Raw genomic sequence first — 18,313 nt, forward strand, 5'->3', positions numbered from 1 at the left:
CTTGCCGGAGCTGTAAAATCAGGAAATAAACATTGTGGTTTTTCAATATGGAAACAGAATTTTATTCCGACCTAAAGCTAAAACTAGTCTGGTGTTCAAAAACTTGGGGACAAATGATAAGGATCAATTGGATGGTAATGAGTGCTTCAAAGCCTCAGTTTATGGCTATTCTAACTAAATAATACAATGACCAGAAGCTTTCAATCTGCTATCCTTTAATTGTTAAAAAAATAATCTCTTGACAAATTATGCACAAGTTTACAGTGGCGAATTTAAGCATATCAACTGGTAAAGAGGGTTGTATAAATTACAAATTCAGTTTAACAAAAATTAATAGGTTATGAAAAATTTACTTGTTTATATATTGGTTCTCTTTCTTTGTTCCTGCGGTACCATGACTGAAGAAGAGGTTGATCCTGCTATAGAAGATGATGATCCTATATCTGAGGAGTTGACTGAAAATCTCAATGAGACAAAAGATAAGGCTTCGGAAGAGGAGGAGTTTGACGGTGATTTAGAGAATCATGGTTTAATAGGAAGTATTAAATATAAATTGAAAGATGAGACAATTCATGTAGATAATTCAGATGAAACTGACATTGAAAATTTTGTGATTGGCCAAATAAATGGAGAGTTAAATTCGGACGATATTTACCAAATAATCATTCTTTCTCTATTGACAACCAATTCTCAAAGCGTGGCCTTGTCACTGACAGTAACTGATTTGAAACTAAAAAACCTTAGTGTTGGAGATACGGTGAGGCAGGTACAATTTGAAATTGGTAATAATGGTTTGGTAATTTACGGAGCGATGGGTGACATTGTAAAGGAAACCTATGTACTATCTAATGACGGTTTGAAACAAAACAAGGTCGTTCATTTTAGCGCTGGAACGTATAGGGATGGAGAATCCTATACAGACGATTTGATCATTGTTTTCACTAAAATTGACCATAGTAAAAAGCTTATTTCAGGTGTCTTTTCTTTCACTGCATATGATAATAAAAGAGATGAATATATAAGAGTATCTGAGGGAGAATTTACTGATCTTTCCTGGAGATAGAAAAATTTAACGCCAACCACCACTTGTGGTGGTTGGCCATGTGGATTGATTTTTCATCTCAGCTTGCTCAATGAGCAATTCTTGCAAATATAATCCTTAAAAGTAACTTCCATCAATATGAAAAAGTTAATGATAAGTTTCCTGATGGCCCTCAGTTTTTCTTCAATTTTTTCCTGCGTCAGCAAAATGCCTACCGTAGTAGAAAAGTTTGATACAAAGGGAGGAGCCATCTTAGTCGAACCTCAATGGAAGGTGAAAAATAATAGCGTATGGCTTATAGCCCCAATATTGGGTGTTGCAGCAGGCGGTGCGTATGGGTATTATTCTGATGTGTTTATAGGGCTGGAAAGTCAAGAACAAAATGCGGCAGCCTATGGAGGGACCGGTTTATTAGGGGGCCTTTTAATAGCCGCTACTGTCAGTAAGAGTACACTGAAAAGTAAAAATGTTCTCGTGAAAAATAGAGATCAGGGCCAATGGGTAAGGAAATACAACCGCGAAGTCAGTGGAAGCTACCATTTGTTAAATGCTAGAGATGATGGGAGGCTACTATTGACTCCAAAAAATTTGACGAAGGAATTAAAGGATTTAAAAAAGGATTATGAATTCAAGGTTTTAAGATTGGAATCGAATGAATTAATAGCATGGAATGAACTGCGTACTTTTCGGAGCTTTATGAGGAATGACTACTTCTATTTTTATCCGGAAGAAAAAAAACCATTTAATGACCTTTTGGTAAGTAAAGAACAAAATGTAGCCTATGTCATGCTAAATGATAAAATGCTTCAAATCGTAGGCCAGCCCCACAATAAATTGCATGTTGACCAAATAGCAGCTTTCCCCAATAATCACAGGGAATTATTTGTTAAAATTTCATCCGGACAAAAAGTAAAACTAAAGGAGATGGGAGATACCTATGTATCCACCTACTATGCTTCGGCTTTTCAAGATATTAGAGAGAAGGAGCTTAAAAGGATAGATATGAACGAATTCTCTTCCTTAGTGCGTTTAGAGCGAATTTATCAAAATGTTGTTGATGATGTGGACGCGTTTATCAATCTCCCTGTAGTATCGGGTATGCTAGCTGACCTGAAGCGATTAAAAGCTGAAATAATAACAAAGAATGAGAAGAAGATAGAGAAGTATTTCAGAAGTCTTCCAAACAAAGGCGAATTGGCAAAAGCTAGAAACAAAATCTTAAATAATGTGGGCCAAAACCCTTCAGTTCAAAGATTAGAGAGACTAATTGATTCATTGGAAAGGCAATATATAGCTGAAGAAAGAAGAAGGGAAATTGAAATGGCACGGCTTGTCAGACAGCAAGCACAAAAGAAGATCGATGACATGATGCGAGAAACTACTGCTTCCGGGGAGCCTACAGAGGCTCAAATGAGGTATGCAATTCAAAGTCAGGTTGATTTGAAAAACAAAAAAATAAAACAAATAGGAAATACGAAATTGGACAAGCAGAATCCCATGAACCTTCCCCTGGTTTTTGGGGGTATGTTCCTAAAGGGTACCGAGGTTGTTCTGGAATATTTCCAGAAGATTGCTTGTGAAAAATCTGCCAGCCGGGGAGGATTTGTATGTGACTATTCAATCAAACAAAATATTAAAGGAGGAGTATCAGGGGGAATGATGGATTCCATGATGGGAGAAATTGGTGCCGGAATGGCTAATATCGAGACAGGGCGCTTCGTTAAAACCAATGAAGGATGGATGTTGGTAGAAATTATAGAATAAATCACCGGATAAGATGATATTCTAAAATAGTCACCATTTCACCTAATATATAATTTTCTTTTCGAACCAGTACCTATTCGTTATTTTAGACAAATTTATCAATAATTTCGGGAATTATTTTACCTAATTAATTAAAAAAAATCGTAGCCATTTGTATATTTTGAAGTGATTTTGATGCACTCGTTCTGACATTTTATGTATATTTAAAATAGCTGATTTTCTTGCCAGAATTCATTAATTATGTTTACAAAATTAATGATTGTGATAAAAATCCTATTTTTATGATCTTTTTTGTGTTATTTTGAGGTCGTATTGTGAACTTAACACCCCAATAATGAAAAATGAATCCCTTTCCGTTAAGGTTTATTCAGAACTAAGAAGGAAGATATTGTCCAATCACCTGGTATCCGGTGTTCGCTTAAAAGAAGATTATTGGGCGACTCATCTTAATGTAAATAGAATGGCGGTGAGAGAGGCATTGAATCGTTTGTTGGGGGAGAACTTGGTGGTATTTGGGAAGAAGGGTGGTTATTTTGTCAAAAGCCTAAGCCCTGAAGATGTTAAGGAGATCCGTGAGGTAAGAGAAATTATCGAGTTGGGCGCATTGCGATTGATTTTTCAAAAACAGGATCAGAAAGACATTGCCATCCTTGAGGAAATATGCGATGATTTTACGACAATGTTTAAGCGTGAGTATTTTGAAGGGGCCTGTGAAGCAGATGTGAGGTTTCATGAGAAAATGATTGAACTGTCTGGTAATGCGAGACTAAAGCAGATTTACCAAATGAGCAACATCCCACTTTTTCACCAGAAATTGGGGCAAACTCAGGTTCATATGAGTGATTATGAACATACTGATGAAGAGCACAGAGAGATAGTGGCTGCTCTTAAAAATAAAGACTTGGCTAAAGCTGAAGAAATGCTTAAAAAACATCTCTTAAGGGGTGAAATGGCTTCTTTTAATCTTGAGTTGTAAAGGTGCTACTAATTTAATATCCCTTGTTTTGAGTTGTTTAAAGCTCTACCTTAAATACTGGAATGGAGAAGAAAATCCTTAAGATTTTTTGAGGAAATGTAGCTAAATGAATACTGTTTTTTTCCTCAGTCCCACTGGCTTGTACCATAGTTTTTTCCCTTCAGCTGTTTTGGGATTGCTGGAATCCAAATTTATGTTTTACCAATCTACTTGACAAATCTTAGTATTGAAATGAATTATTTCAAATAGATTTATAAAAGTTTCACCTTAGCCTGATAATACAAAAGTTACTTATGCATAAGTCGTGGTTAATGAAAAGGTAGGTGTTTAGAGGTACAGATCTTATTTTTTTGTAAACATAAAATTGAATTATACATAATAAAATCCAAGTCTTTCAGGGAGGCCAATTGATAAATCAATTTATTTTACAGGCAAAAAACTGTATTTTAAGTAGGTATAAAATTATCTTTCGAAATGGTGTGTAATAAAGTTAGATGAAAATTTTATGTTATTTTTTTTATTTTGATTTTAAATGTAAACAAAAAATTATATGTTTGGTAAACAATAATTTAATTATCAATGAGGAAACCTACTTGAGACACTTTACTTAACCCTAATGAAAAACTTATTTCAACCACTTATCAATTATTGCAAGCTTTTGCTATATCTGGCTATTTTAGCGACAGGTATAGCACCGGGCTTGGTGAATGCCCAAAGCAGTTTTACGGTTAAGGGCACGGTACATTCTGCATCAGATGCTCAGCCAATTCCTGGCGTAACAATTCTTTTGAAAAACACCTCTATTGGTACGATTACGGATGTTAATGGTGAGTACAGCCTACAAGTTTCTGGTGAAGGCAGTTTGGTATTTTCCTTTATTGGATATGAGCCTGTAGAAGAGCTTATCAGCGGTCGATCAATTATTAATGTTAGCCTCCAAGATGGTGCTACTTCGCTTGATGAAGTTGTGGTCACAGGATACACGACCCAACAAAAGAAAGATATCATTGGAGCCGTATCTGTGGTGGATACAGATGCCTTGAAGTCGATTCCTTCTGGATCGGCTGCTCAGGCCTTGCAAGGTCAGGCTTCGGGGGTGAATGTAATTAGTTCAGGGTCACCCGGGTCCATAAGCAATATTTTTATCAGGGGAGTGAGTTCATTTGGTGATTCTCAACCTTTGGTAATTGTAGATGGGGTTCAGGCAGATTTAAATAATGTAAGTTCAAATGATGTGGAGTCTATTCAGGTGTTGAAAGATGCAGGCGCAGCAGCCATTTATGGTGTACGGGGCTCCAATGGAGTAATAATCGTAACAACGAAAAAAGGTAAATCTGGAGCACCCCAGTTTTCCTTTGATACTTTTTACAGCATGCAAATGCCTTTGAGTGGAAACCCTTTCAATATTGTGCGCAACCCAGAGGAATTTGCTGAAATGGCTTTAATTGCAGACCCAAACAATGCCCTTTATCGAGACGGAATACCAGATTACATGTATGCTGGACCTAGTGGTTCGGGAATTGCTATGTCTGGTGATCCAGCTGTAGATCCTTCAAAATACAATTTTGATCCCTTGAATCCTGGGAACAATTACCTGATTCAAAAAGTGAACAAAACGGGTACCGACTGGTTTCATGAGCTTTTTAAACCAGCCCCTACGGCTGAGCAAAACCTAAGTGTTAGTGGAGGTACAGACAAAAGCAAATACATGGTTTCTCTTGGATATCTTAACCAGCAAGGCACCGTAGTTGAAACCTATTTAAAAAGGTATTCTGCCAGGATCAATACTTCTTTTAATTTCGGTGAGAATTTTACCATAGGGCAAAACCTAAATCTTTTCTATAGAGAAAATCCAAGCTTTAATACACAAAGTCAATTTGGGGGCATTTCCAATTTGTACAAAATGATGCCAATTGTACCAACCCATGATATCCAGGGGAATTATGGAGGTACGAGAGCTGGGATAAATTTAGGGAGTAATTCAAATCCAGTGGCCAATAGAGAAAGGGCTGCGGATAACCAAGACAGGTCCTGGAATATTGTAGGAAATGTCTTTGCTGAATTGAGGTTCCTGAAAGATTTTTCTGCCAGGACCAGTCTTGCTACAGTGGTGAACAATAGTTACAATAATTCCTTTTCATTTGCCCAGTATGAAAATGTGGAGGGTTTTCTTAATCCCAATTCATTTAGTGAAAGCTCCTCTTTTTCCAATCGATTGATGTGGACCAATACGGTGAATTATGCCAAGGATTTTAAAGGTCATACATTCAACGTGTTGCTTGGTACGGAATCAATTACCAACACCGGCAGGTCTGTTGGAGGATCACGGCAAAATTACTATTCTACCGATGTAGACTATAGAACACTAAGTACCGGTACTTCCAATATCTTAAACTACAGTAGCTTTTATAAAGACGCCTTGTTTTCCCTGTTTAGTAGATTAGATTATTCCTATGATGACAAATATCTATTTGGCGTTACCGTAAGAAGGGACGGTTCATCCAGGTTTGGATCCCAAAGCAGGTATGGTGTTTTTCCTTCCTTTTCATTGGGATGGAGAATCTCTGAGGAGTCTTTTATGCAAGATATCACTTGGCTTAATGACTTGAAATTCAGAGGAAGCTATGGTATCCTGGGGTCTCAAAATAATATCAATCCTGAAAACCAATTTGACCTTTTTGGGGGCTCTATTAGTAATGCTTATTACGATATAAGGGGGACAAGTAACAGTGCAGTTCAAGGTTTTTTCCAAACGAGAAGTGGCAATACCAGAACCAGTTGGGAAAGGAATATTGTAACCAATGCTGGGTTTGATGCTTCTATTCTAAATTATAAAGTTGATTTATCTGTCGAATACTATAAAAAGTCAATTGATGGATTATTGTTTGTGCAGCCTACCCTTGCAACAGCAGGTGGAGCTACACCCCCTACAGTAAATATTGGTGACATTCAAAATTCAGGGGTTGATTTTTCCATTACCTATAAAGGTAATTTCATAAATGAGCTGGAATATTCCCTTGGAGGTAATATTACGGCCTACGACAATAAGATCGTGAATATACCAGAACCTGGATATTTTAATACGGCTTCCCATCAGCAATTGGGTAGCATGGTAAGGAATCAGGAAGGTCAACCAGTTAGTTCTTTTTTCGGTTATGACGTGATAGGGTTATTTAACTCCGAAGAGGAGGTCAACAATGCACCTGCACAAAGTGGTGCTGAACCGGGAAGGTTTAGGTACAGGGATGTGAACAAGGATGGTGAAATTACACCTGATGACAGGACATTTATCGGTAACCCAAACCCCGACTTTACTTATGGGATTAATTTATCTTTGTCTTATAAAGGGTTTGATTTTTCCACGATTCTTTATGGATCACAGGGGAATGAAGCAGTAAATACTGTTCCTGCTTACACGCATTTCTTTGGTACCTATGTTGGGGTCAAAAGCAATGTGCTGAAGGATGCATGGACTCCGGAGAATACCAATACAACGGTTCCTAAAATTGAAACTCAAAATAGCTTTAGTACAGCGGGTGTATTTAATTCCTATTTTGTTGAGGATGCTTCTTACTTGAGGATGCGAACCCTTACGTTGGGATATACTTTTTCTCCATCACTTTTGGAAAGACTCAAGCTTACCAGACTGAGGGTGTATACCCAGGCGTTGAATTTATTTACCATAACTAGATATACAGGTTTAGATCCTGAGTTAGCGGGAAGTAGTTCCAGTTTCGGAATAGATTTGGCCAACTATCCCAATAATCAAAGGAGCTTTCTCCTTGGGTTGAACCTTTCCTTTTAATAATAATAAACACCTGATTAAACTTTCATAATCATGAAACATTTAATAAAATCAAAAAATATCATTGTAATGATGATTTTACTTACAGGGAGTTTTGGTTGTAACGATGAATTTCTGGATGTTAAACCCAAAGGGACACTTTCATCTTCCAATTTGGCCACTGAGGCAGGGGTAAATGGCGTATTGATTGGTGCGTATTCACTGTTGAACAATGGTGGAACATCAGGAGGAAGTTGGCCCTCAGGGAGATGGATTTTTGGAGGGGTGACCTCTGATGATGCGCATACAGGAACCGAGGCAGGAGCACTGCAACCGGTTCCCCAATACGAAAGTTATACCGCTACGGCAGCTACTCCAGGGTTCAATGATCGCTGGAAAGTATTGTATTCAAGTGTGCAACGTTCCAATGACGTATTGCGGCTTTTAGAACTAGTAATGGATAATGGTGGAATGTCTCAAGACAAAGCCTTACAAGTAGAGGCTGAAGCAAGATTCCTAAGGGGGCTTTATCATCTTGAAGCTTCTCTGATGTGGAGAAATATTCCATTTATTGACGAGAGTGTTAGTTTTTCAAATGCGAATTTTAATTTACCTAATTCTGGGCCGGTATGGCCTTTAATTGAAGCAGATTTTCAGTTTGCTGCAGAAAACCTAGACGAAGTCAAAAGTGATGTTGGGAGGGCCAACAAATGGGCTGCCAAAGCTTTTCTGGTTAAGGCACATATGTTTCAGCACAAGTACACAGAGGCAAAGCCAATATTGGATGATATTATAGCCAATGGTGTGACTTCAAATGGATTGAAGTACGATTTGAATAAGCATTATTTCGATAATTTTAAACCTTCAACCAAACATGGGCCTGAGCAGGTTTTTGCTATTATGCATTCCGTTAATGATGGTGGAAATGGTGCGAATGGAAATACCGCTGGAGGGGAAGGGCATTCCGGGCCTTATGGTGGTCCATTCCCTAGCTATGGTTTTTATCAACCTTCATTTTCGCTAGTGAATTCTTATAAGACCGATCCTGAAACTGGTTTACCGTTGATAGATAGTTTCAATGATTTCGATATCAATAATGACCTGGGTATACCTTCTTCAGAACCATTTTCTCCTTATGAAGGTACCTTAGATGCACGGCTGGATTGGATTGTAGGACGCCGGGGAATCCCTTTTCTTGATTGGGGAGTTAATCCAGGCATGTCCTGGGTAAGGCAGCAAAGTGTAGGTGGGCCTTATTTGCATATGAAAAATGCTAACCCCCAGGCTGAACCAGAAGCACGACAAGGGAATAGTAGTGCAAATACCTATAACTTGATTCGGTTTGCAGATGTGCTTTTATGGGCAGCAGAGGTGGAAGTGGAAGTTGGAAATCTTGAGTTAGCAGAAGCGTATGTCAATAGGGTAAGGGCAAGAGCTGCGGATCCTGAAAGTTGGGTGAAAAAATACAAAGACAATAATGCCCCTATGGCAGGAACCACAGATGAGCCTGCGGCCAATTATAAAGTAGGACTGTACAATGGGCAATTTTCTACCAATGGAAAAGATTTCGCCAGAGAAGCGGTGAGGTTTGAAAGAAAGCTAGAAATGGCCATGGAACACCATCGATTCTTTGATCTCCAGAGATATGACAATGGTACTGGTTATATGGCCGAAAAGTTGAACGCCTATATTCGACATGAAACCAATATTCCTGATTATAATTTTTATTACATGCAGGGAGCTACTTTCACAAAAGGTAAAAATGAAATATATCCCATCCCGCAGGCACAAATTGACCTTAGTGAAACCAATGATGGGCCTGTATTAATTCAAAACCCGAATTATTAATCTGGGTTTGTAGCTATCAAGCCCTATTCAATGGTCTATTTAGGTATTATTAATTGAAAAAACTCAAAACTTAATTTAATATAATTATGAAACCAGAATCATTATCAGGAAAGCATCGAAGGGATTTTTTGAAAACAGCAGGAATACTGGGAGCATCTTTAGTGGTGAGCCCTAGGTTTGCCTTTGCAGGCCCACCCAAAAGTGATAGAAAATTAAGAATGGCCGTTGTGGGAGGTAGATTTGGCGCTAGCTTTTTCTTTCATGAGCATCCCAATTGCGTGGTAGAGGCGGTTAGTGATTTACGAAAAGACCGGAGAGAAAAATTGATGGAAGTGTATAACTGTTCCAAAAGTTATGAATCTCTGGAGCAATTAATTAAAGATCCAAAAGTAGAAGCGGTATTCGTGGCTACTCCAGTACCTGATCATGCTGAGCATGTACTTGCTTGTTTGAATGCGGGCAAGCATGTGCTATGTGCAGTGCCGGCTGCGATGAGTCTAGAAGATTGTGAAAGACTTAGGAATGCTGTTAATAAAACAGGTCTGACTTATATGATGGCTGAAACAAGTGCTTACCATCAAGTGGTCATTTCAGCACGGAAATATTATAATGATGGGAAGTTTGGCAATATATTCAGGGTAGAAGCGGATTATCATCACCCAGGTCTTGAGGTGCTTTTTTATGAGGATGGAAAGCCTACATGGAGACATGGTATGGCCCCAATGATGTATCCTACTCACTGTACGGCTTACCATATTTCTGTTACAGGAGAGCGATTTACTGACGTAAGTTGTCTTGGTTGGGGAGATGATAGTGAAGCTTTGAAAGGTAACCCTTATAACAATCCATTCTGGAATGAAACTGCGCTCTTCAAAACCAATAAAGGCAATGCCAGCAGGATGTCTGTATGTTGGAGAGGGGCTTTGATGGGGACTGAAAGAGGTGAATGGCATGGGGATAGGATGAGTTTGTATGCAAGAGATCCACATGGATTAGATGAAGTGAAGATCAATGCTTCTGAAGAATTGGGAAGAGATGATGCAGGATTTTTGTTTAAGAGAGCAGAGAAAGAGGATTATCAACAGCAAGATTGGTGGGATTCGGATGCTTTGCCTAAGTTAATGAGGCACAATAGTGGACATGATGGTTCACATACCTTTATTACCCACGAATTTGTGGACTCAGTAATTAACGAGAGACAGCCATTGGTAAACATTCATGAAGCATTGGCTTATACTGCCCCTGGGATAGTTGCCCATCAGTCGGCATTAAGGGGAGGGGAGAACATGAAGATCCCAACATTTGACATATAATTGACACCTTCAGTGGGTGTACTTAATATAATTCAATTTAGTATTATGAATAATTGGCCAAAATCAAAAGCATTACTTAATAAAAACGAGAAATGGATCCCTGGTGGTGTTGTTTCTTTAAATCGTAAATCAGATCCAAATATTGCTTTTACCAAAGGCAAGGGAAGTAGAATTTGGGATATTGATGGGAATGAATACATCGATTATCAAGCAGGCTTCGCTTCGGCTTTTTTGGGCCACAATGATCCGGATATCAATGGAGCAGTAATAAAATCCATGAATAACCATGAGGTGTTGATGGGAGCTGGGCCTACTACCCACGAAGGGGAGTTGGCGGCCTTGTTTTGCGCATGTGTGCCTACTGTTGAGAGTATTCAAGTGACCTGTACTGGTTCAGAAGCTACTTATCATGCCATTCGAATTTCAAGAGCAGTCACTGAAAAAGATCATGTTATTGTCATTCAGGGAGGTTACAATGGCTGGCACAACGATGTCTCGGCAAATGTAATGAGTAGTCTGGAAGATATAGGGCCTAGGGTTTCACCGGGAGAGTATCCTTATGATTCTTTGTCAGCAGGGATTCCACAAGGCCATAAAGACCTGATTCACGTAGTCAATTTCAATGATCTGGAATCAATAGCTTATGTGGTTGAAAAATATCCGGTAGCCTGTATAATTCTTGAACCGATTTTACAAAATATTGGAATTGTAAAACCAAATGAGAATTACCTCAAGGGGCTTCGTGAAATGGCAGATGAGAAAGGGTTTCTTTTGATTTTTGATGAAGTGAAAACAGGTTTTCGTCATGCTTTAGGTGGTTATCAAAGCATTTGTGGAATAACCCCAGATTTAAGTTCCTTTGGAAAGGCCGTGGCCAATGGTTACCCAATAGGTGTGATTGGAGGAAAGAAGAAGTACATGGATTACTTTAACCACCCTGAGAAAGGAAAAAGAGTATTGATCGCTGGGACTTTTAATGCCCATCCCTTTACAGATGCTGCTGCTATTGCTACTTTGAAAAAATTGTCTTCACAGGAATTTGCGGTTTATGACCATCTGGAAAACATGGGTGGGTTATTGGAAAAAGGCTTGATTGATATCTTTAATCGTTATGACAAGCCTTTTAAAGTGGCACGCATTAAATCGGCTTATTGTGTTTACTTTATGGACCATGCTCCAGTAGATTTCCATGACATTGTGTTGAATCATGATTTTGAGTGGGATAAAGCTTATAGAAATGAACTCATTCATGAAGGTGTCTATAATTTCCCTTTGCCTATCAAACAAGGTAGCATTTCCTTTGCTCACACCGAAAAAGACATCACTGAAACGCTGGATAAAACTGAGAAAGTAGTGAAAAAACTTATGAATAAATAGGTCTGAATTCCGACCTATTTATTCATGTGTACTAAGGAATGGTTTTTCAATAAAATATAAAATAATATGCCTGGTTCATTTAAAAACCATTGTGTGATCATTAGCGGCGCCCTTGGGGATATTGGTAGGTCCATAGTCAAAGCTTTTGTTCTGAAGGGAGCGAATGTGGCTTTGGGAGATGTGAAAGAAAACGATGAAGCACAAGCGTTTTTGGCTAGCCTAAATCTTTTAAATCCTGAAGTGAAGGTTTTTTATGACCGTGTAGATGTACGAGACCCTGACCAAGTGAAGCAATGGGTTGAACGGGCAACTGAAGAGCTAGGGGCTCTGGATATAATTATCCCAAATGCTGCCACAGTAACCATAAAAGGAATCATGGATATTAGTCCCACGGAGTGGTCTAATGAATTGAAAGTGAATCTTGATGGGGCATTTTACCTTTCAAGATTTGCCAGTGAAAAGTTGCTCCAAGGCAAAGTGTCAGGAAGGTTGGTTTTCGTGGGAAGTTGGGCTGCAGAAACTGTACACCAAAACCTTCCCACTTATAGTGTGTCAAAAGCAGCATTAAGGATGTTGTCCAAATCCCTGGCACTAGAACTTGCTCCTAACGATATTCTGGTAAATGAAATTGCTCCCGGCTATGTGGATGCAGGTTTGAGTAAACAGGTATTAGACGGCAATGAATCAGCAAAGCTAAAAGCGATAGAAAAAGTACCTGTCAAAAGAATTATGCACCCAGATGAAGTTGCCAGTAGTGTACTCTGGTTATGTGATTTTGACAATAAACACATGACTGGAAGTACCCTGCTTATGGATGGTGGATTGTCTTTATTGTCCTAAACTATTTCCAATATGAGTTCTGCTAATACTAAGAAAAAGCAATTTATTAGACCTTTTGAGGGAGAATTTGGAATAGGACAAAGTGATATTACTCCCCCTATTGGGATCAATAATAAAAACTGGGGAGCTTCTTCCCAGGCAACGGCCACAGGTATTCATCAGCCATTATTGGTTACCTGTATCAGTATTGAGACTAAAAGTAATCCTTTACCCATGGTCTTTTTGTCAGCAGATCTTGGCTGGTGGAAAAACATGGAGGATGAAGCCTATGTTAGGAATTTTATCCTTGAAAAAACAGGACTGGAGGAGGCCTCACTTTTGTTTTGTTTTTCCCATACCCACGCTGGACCCAACCTAAATAGAGCCGATAAAGACAAGCCCGGAGGAGAACTGATAGCTCCTTACTTGGATACCTTGAGGGAAACATGTACAAAGTTAATCAAGGAATGCCTACGGAATAAAGTTTCGGGAATACTGACTTGGGAATATGGCACCTGTAATCTGGCTAAAAACCGAGATTATTATGAGCCAGAAAGTAATCAGTATTTTGTTGGTTACAATTCCAGCAAACCTGCCGATGATACCTTACTTGTAGGGAGAATTACGGATACTGCTGGAGGGATAATGGGTACAATTGTGAATTATGCTTGCCACCCGACCACCTTAGCTTGGGACAACCTTAAAATTTCTCCAGACTTCCCGGGTACTTTCAAAAAGGTAATGAATGAAAATACCGGAGCTCCAAGTTTGTTCATTCAAGGAGCTTCTGGAGACCTTGCTCCAGCAGAGCAATATTCAGGCAATGTCGCGCTTGCAGAAAAGCACGGTAGGCAATTGGCATTTTCTGCCTTGGCTGTGCTCGAAAGTATGTCGCCTGCAGGTAAAGCACTTATTTTCAAGGAAACAGTTGCCTCTGGGGCCCCGCTGGCCATCTGGGAGCAGGAGTCTGTAGCTGCTAATAGTAATGTATCGGCTAAAATTATCACTATTGAATTGCCATTGAAGCCTTGGCCATCCATCAAGGAGCTTAAGCAGTCCATCAATGAATGTGAGGATCCAGTACTAAAAGAAAGACTTATTCGCAAACTGGGAGTGAGGAGTTCCATTGGGGATGGGATTAAAGTCACTGTAAAGGTATGGTATTGGCAATTGGGAGATTGTCTGATCGTAGTGCAGCCCAATGAAGCCTATACTGTTTTTCAACAAACCCTTCGGGAGAAATTCTCTTCTACACCTGTGGTGGTGGGAAATATTGTGAATGGGCATATAGGGTACCTACCGCCAAAGGAACTTTATGACAAAGACATGTATACCGTGTGGCAAACGCCGTTTGACGCCGGAGCATATGAAGTTTTGGTTCAAGAGGTGTTAAATAAAATGAACAGTAAACCCTGATTAGCTTTAAAACAATATGGAATCCAATTTTACTAATTTAGACTTAGGGATATTTATCATCTACATTGTAGGAATAATAGGTCTAGGGCTATATGCCTCCAGGAAAAGTACCGGTGAAAGTAAACGTGATTATTTTCTAGCTGGTGACAAACTTCCATGGTGGATGATAGGAGGAAGTATTATTGCTGCCAATATCAGTAGTCATCACCTGGTAGGAGTAATGGGAGTGGCCTACGAAAGAGGATTTGTGGCCATTGTAATTGAGTGGGGGGCAATATTGGTAGGTTTTAATGTCTTGTTATGGGTGTTTTTACCTTTTTACATAAGGAATGGTTTTTATACCATGCCGGAATTTTTACAAAAGAGGTTTGGTGGAGGAGCCAGGACAACCTATTCGATTTTGGTGCTTTTGACGTATATTTTTGTAGAAATAAGTGCCGTTCTTTATCTAGGAGCCATTTCCCTGCAATCCTTGTTGGGAATACCAATGTTGGCGAGTATTCTGTTTTTGGCAGTATTTACAGGGGTCTATACTGTTTTAGGAGGCTTAAGAGCGGTTGTTTGGACCGAAATGCTACAACTTGCTGTATTGGTGCTCGGTATGGTTGCTTTGTCCTACTATACCATAGATGCATCTGGTGGATTTGAGGCCATTGTAGAATCCTCAAAGGATTGGGAACTGATGTTGCCAGCCAACGACCCAGATTTTCCTTGGACCATGTATCTGGGAGGACTACTTTGTATTAGTATCTTTTACAATGCAACCAATCAGTTTATTGTTCAAAGAACCCTTGCGGCAAAAAATGAATGGCATGCACGCATGGGGGTGATTTTCGCCGATTATCTTAAGTTTTTAATTCCCCTATTGATCATTATACCTGCCATCGTGGCGCCAAAAATATTCCCTGACCTTGAAAAGCCAGACTTGCTCTTTTCCATGCTGGTTGAGCACTTGCTTCCTACAGGTTTGGTAGGGCTGGTGATGGCAGGACTAATAGCGGCGATCATGTCGCACTTATCAGGAGCCATTAACTCTTGTACAACCATCTTGACAATTGATGTTTATCTGCCTTATTTTCGACCAAATGCTTCTGAGGCATCTTCTGTACGATTTGGAAGAATTACAGGGGTTTTGGTAATTCTAATTGGAATATTATGTACCGGTATTCTTGTGTATTATTCCGAAAAACCCATATTTATTTACCTTTTAAATGCCTACGGCCTGTTTACCCCTGGGATCGCGACCATGTTCTTGATGGGGATATTCTGGAAAGGAACTACCCATGCAGGGGCATTAACGGCAGGCCTTCTTACCATTCCTTTGTCATTATTGGTAGAGTTTTTCTTTCCGGAGATGCCATTTTTTAATAGAACAGGAATTGTTTTCTGGACCTGTATGCTACTGTGCGTCCTCGTCAGTTTGGTCACCCAAAGAAAAAGTGAAGCAGAATTGGAAGGTTTGATCTGGACCAAAGAAAGCCTTTCTCTACCGAAAAGTGAAAGAGAGCAGCAGAAAGGCTGGAGAAACCCATTTATCTGGTGGGCCATTGTAATGGCTATGGTTTTGTATTTCTACATCAAATATGCTTAGTGCTGTAATAGGTTTGGGCTTAGAATACCTCTGCTGCTACCATAAATGCTTGCAACTGGAGCTTTCAAATAAGAATAACCACTGCTGTAAATCTTTGGTAAGTAACTCAGGAAGATTAATTCGTAATGGGGGAATAATTGTTCGCCACTTATCAAACATTAATATGGAGATTAGGAAATAATGATTGAATAGAACTGTTGGTAGTCAGTTCCAACACTTGACAGTATTTCTGGTAGCTGGTAAAAGGAATTATTATGAAAAGATTACTTTACTTTAATCATTTAAGGTGCATATCCAGTATATTGATTCGAAAGCAAGAGAGAGGGAGTATATAAACCGTAGCTAATTGTTGATTGCTTGTGATATTGCAGCTGTAGATTTTGTAAGCCAACGTTTTTTTAAAATTTCTATTAATATAAATCTATTTTGGAAATAATAAATTCTTTGATAAATTTATCAAAATCTGCAAATCACCATTTTATTTAAATTATTATCATCAAAAATCAAGTCAACCATACAGATGAAGATTTAATTGTCCTGTTAAAAAAAGGAGACAGGGATGCATTTAATTGTATTTATGAAAAGTATTGGAAGGAATTGTTTCTGTGCGCCATCAGAAAATTAGGCGAAAAGGAAGAGGCTGAAGACATTATTCAGGATTTATTTGTATCAATCTGGATGAAAAGGAATGATTTTGAAATTAAATCTTCCTTGAAGGCATACTTGTTTACGGCTTTGAAATATAAAATAATAAATCATTTCGAATTTAAAACGGTGAGAAGAAAGCATCTCGAGTCCCTAAAAGTGGAACTTGAAGCATTTGAAGATACAACTTCAAATGCCTTGGTTACGGAAGAAGTAGAGAAAATTATGGAGGTTGGCATTAATAAACTGTCCCCAAAAGTGAAGCTCGTTTATCAATTGAGTAGAGAGGAAAATCTATCTTTAGATGAGATTGCGGAAAAGCTAGCCGTTTCTAAACAAACCGTTAAAAATCAAATATCAAAAGCATTAAAAATACTCAAAGCACATTTGAACCATGGTTATTTTTGGTTTTTCATCTGGATGATCTCTTAAGTATTGTCCTTTTATTTTTTTTCTTAATTAATATTTTTTTCTTTAATTTATTCAGAATAATTACCTGTTTTTGTTGAAGAAATCCCAATCAACAGTATGTTTTGTGTGGGATCATGTTTGATTTCAAATTATATTTTTCCTTTTTTAATCTTAAGGGCTGAGCTTCTTGTATATTTTGCTATGGTGACCATTTTTATTTTGAATGTAGGATGGTACGATTGTAGGGTGAGGCTGACTTTAATACAGTAGTTGATAAGTATTTATGAATTTATAGATCTCTCTGGAATTGCGAATAAATAGAATTAAAGAAATATTAAGGAATTATCGATTTGGTCGTTCGTCTCCGAGGGAAAACCAAATTATAAACCGATGGTATGCTTCGTTAGATAATCAGCACCAAGAGGTAAGTAAGGAAGAACTTGAAAAATTAGGTCGAAACATTTTAAAGGAGATCAATAAAAAAATAGAGATAAATGAGCAGAACTTTTCCACTTCTTCGGAAAAGAAGAAGGTAGTACAATTTGATTTCAGGTACCTACTTAAAATTTCTGCAGTTTTTGTCCTGGGGATAATCATAGTTTCAATGTTGGTCTTCAATAGGTCCTCCATAAACGGTGCGCGATACTCTAGGGTAGAAGTAAAAGTTAATGAGATCCATTTGTCTGATGGGAGTATTGTCTGGTTAAAGAGTGACAGTAAATTAACCTATCCTGATGAATTTGCTCAAAATAGTAGAGAAGTACATCTTGAAGGAGAGGCATTTTTTGATGTTTTCCGAGACGAGAATAGGCCTTTTATCATTCATACCCAAGATTTGATTACCAAAGTTTTAGGGACAAGTTTTAATGTAAAAGATTACAAGAAAGGGACCGATAAAGCTGTAGAAGTATTGACAGGAAGTGTTCAGGTTTCTTTAAATCGAAAGAGTGGAAGTCAGGAAAGTGTAGTGTTAAAATCTCGGGAGAAGATTAATTTAAATAAAGCAAAATCTTCTGGTGCGGAGGTTTTAAAGAAAGATATTCAAGTGGTTTTGCCTGAATCTACAAAGGAGCTAAAATTTGAAGAAGCTTCTGTTAACGAAATAATTGAAAAATTGAATCTTGTCCATGGAGTGAAGATTCGTGTAAAAAATCAAAAGTTAAATATATGCCGGCTTACGGCTGATTTATCCTTTGAAAAATTAGATGTATGCCTTGAGATTATATCTAGGGCTTTGAATGCTAAATATTACCAAATAGAGAATCAAATCTATATTGATGGAAAAGGATGTTTAAATTAAAAAGTATATGAGAATGAAATAAATAAA

General features: G+C 38.4%; 12 protein-coding genes. All 12 read left to right on the forward strand.

Features of this window, described 5'->3' with window-relative positions; genetic code table 11:
- The first annotated feature begins 340 nt into the window (after nt 1–340).
- The 12 genes from AC13EX_RS07585 (at nt 341) to AC13EX_RS07640 (ending at nt 18,286) form a co-directional block, all read left to right on the forward strand.
- Nucleotides 341–1,063 carry a hypothetical protein gene (locus tag AC13EX_RS07585; RefSeq protein ID WP_482892199.1) on the forward strand — a complete coding sequence of 241 codons (723 nt, stop codon included), beginning with the start codon at nt 341–343 and terminating at the stop codon, nt 1,061–1,063.
- Nucleotides 1,064–1,180: 117 nt separating this feature from the next.
- The gene (locus AC13EX_RS07590; RefSeq protein ID WP_482892200.1) at nt 1,181–2,806 is read left to right on the forward strand and encodes a hypothetical protein; all 1,626 of its coding nucleotides are present in this window, start codon (nt 1,181–1,183) and stop codon (nt 2,804–2,806) included.
- A gap of 334 nt (nt 2,807–3,140) precedes the next feature.
- Nucleotides 3,141–3,782 carry a GntR family transcriptional regulator gene (locus AC13EX_RS07595; protein WP_482892201.1) on the forward strand — a complete coding sequence of 214 codons (642 nt, stop codon included), beginning with the start codon at nt 3,141–3,143 and terminating at the stop codon, nt 3,780–3,782.
- A gap of 616 nt (nt 3,783–4,398) precedes the next feature.
- Nucleotides 4,399–7,587 carry a SusC/RagA family TonB-linked outer membrane protein gene (locus AC13EX_RS07600; RefSeq protein ID WP_482892202.1) on the forward strand — a complete coding sequence of 1,063 codons (3,189 nt, stop codon included), beginning with the start codon at nt 4,399–4,401 and terminating at the stop codon, nt 7,585–7,587.
- Between the two features lie 33 nt (nt 7,588–7,620).
- Nucleotides 7,621–9,414 carry a RagB/SusD family nutrient uptake outer membrane protein gene (locus tag AC13EX_RS07605; RefSeq protein WP_482892203.1) on the forward strand — a complete coding sequence of 598 codons (1,794 nt, stop codon included), beginning with the start codon at nt 7,621–7,623 and terminating at the stop codon, nt 9,412–9,414.
- 86 nt (nt 9,415–9,500) lie between these two features.
- On the forward strand, nt 9,501–10,727 hold the full coding sequence (locus AC13EX_RS07610) for a Gfo/Idh/MocA family protein (protein ID WP_482892204.1): 1,227 nt from the start codon (nt 9,501–9,503) through the stop codon (nt 10,725–10,727).
- A 45-nt stretch (nt 10,728–10,772) separates the two neighbouring features.
- A complete protein-coding gene (locus AC13EX_RS07615; RefSeq protein WP_482892205.1) occupies nt 10,773–12,104 on the forward strand; it encodes an aspartate aminotransferase family protein in 1,332 nt (443 codons plus the stop codon).
- 66 nt (nt 12,105–12,170) lie between these two features.
- Nucleotides 12,171–12,944, forward strand: a complete 774-nt coding sequence (locus tag AC13EX_RS07620; protein ID WP_482892206.1) for an SDR family NAD(P)-dependent oxidoreductase — start codon at nt 12,171–12,173, stop codon at nt 12,942–12,944.
- Nucleotides 12,945–12,956: 12 nt separating this feature from the next.
- Nucleotides 12,957–14,339, forward strand: coding sequence for a hypothetical protein (locus tag AC13EX_RS07625; protein WP_482892207.1), 1,383 nt, complete (start codon nt 12,957–12,959; stop codon nt 14,337–14,339).
- A gap of 16 nt (nt 14,340–14,355) precedes the next feature.
- Nucleotides 14,356–15,930 (forward strand): SLC5 family protein, encoded by a 1,575-nt coding sequence (locus AC13EX_RS07630; protein ID WP_339710797.1) that lies wholly within the window; start codon nt 14,356–14,358, stop codon nt 15,928–15,930.
- 537 nt (nt 15,931–16,467) lie between these two features.
- Entirely contained in the window at nt 16,468–17,007 is a 540-nt protein-coding gene (locus AC13EX_RS07635; protein WP_482892216.1) for an RNA polymerase sigma factor, read from the forward strand.
- 286 nt (nt 17,008–17,293) lie between these two features.
- A complete protein-coding gene (locus AC13EX_RS07640; RefSeq protein WP_482892208.1) occupies nt 17,294–18,286 on the forward strand; it encodes a FecR family protein in 993 nt (330 codons plus the stop codon).
- Nucleotides 18,287–18,313: the final 27 nt, after the last annotated feature.

The sequence above is a fragment of the Cyclobacterium sp. L-R genome (assembly GCF_056859355.1).

Excerpts from the sequence above, each read along its gene's own strand:
- AC13EX_RS07585 (WP_482892199.1), top strand. The coding sequence starts at position 341 with ATGAAAAATTTACTTGTTTATATATTGGTTCTCTTTCTTTGTTCCTGC.
- AC13EX_RS07590 (WP_482892200.1), top strand. The coding sequence starts at position 1,181 with ATGAAAAAGTTAATGATAAGTTTCCTGATGGCCCTCAGTTTTTCTTCA.
- AC13EX_RS07595 (WP_482892201.1), top strand. The coding sequence starts at position 3,141 with ATGAAAAATGAATCCCTTTCCGTTAAGGTTTATTCAGAACTAAGAAGG.
- AC13EX_RS07600 (WP_482892202.1), top strand. The coding sequence starts at position 4,399 with ATGAAAAACTTATTTCAACCACTTATCAATTATTGCAAGCTTTTGCTA.
- AC13EX_RS07605 (WP_482892203.1), top strand. The coding sequence starts at position 7,621 with ATGAAACATTTAATAAAATCAAAAAATATCATTGTAATGATGATTTTA.
- AC13EX_RS07610 (WP_482892204.1), top strand. The coding sequence starts at position 9,501 with ATGAAACCAGAATCATTATCAGGAAAGCATCGAAGGGATTTTTTGAAA.
- AC13EX_RS07615 (WP_482892205.1), top strand. The coding sequence starts at position 10,773 with ATGAATAATTGGCCAAAATCAAAAGCATTACTTAATAAAAACGAGAAA.
- AC13EX_RS07620 (WP_482892206.1), top strand. The coding sequence starts at position 12,171 with ATGCCTGGTTCATTTAAAAACCATTGTGTGATCATTAGCGGCGCCCTT.
- AC13EX_RS07625 (WP_482892207.1), top strand. The coding sequence starts at position 12,957 with ATGAGTTCTGCTAATACTAAGAAAAAGCAATTTATTAGACCTTTTGAG.
- AC13EX_RS07630 (WP_339710797.1), top strand. The coding sequence starts at position 14,356 with ATGGAATCCAATTTTACTAATTTAGACTTAGGGATATTTATCATCTAC.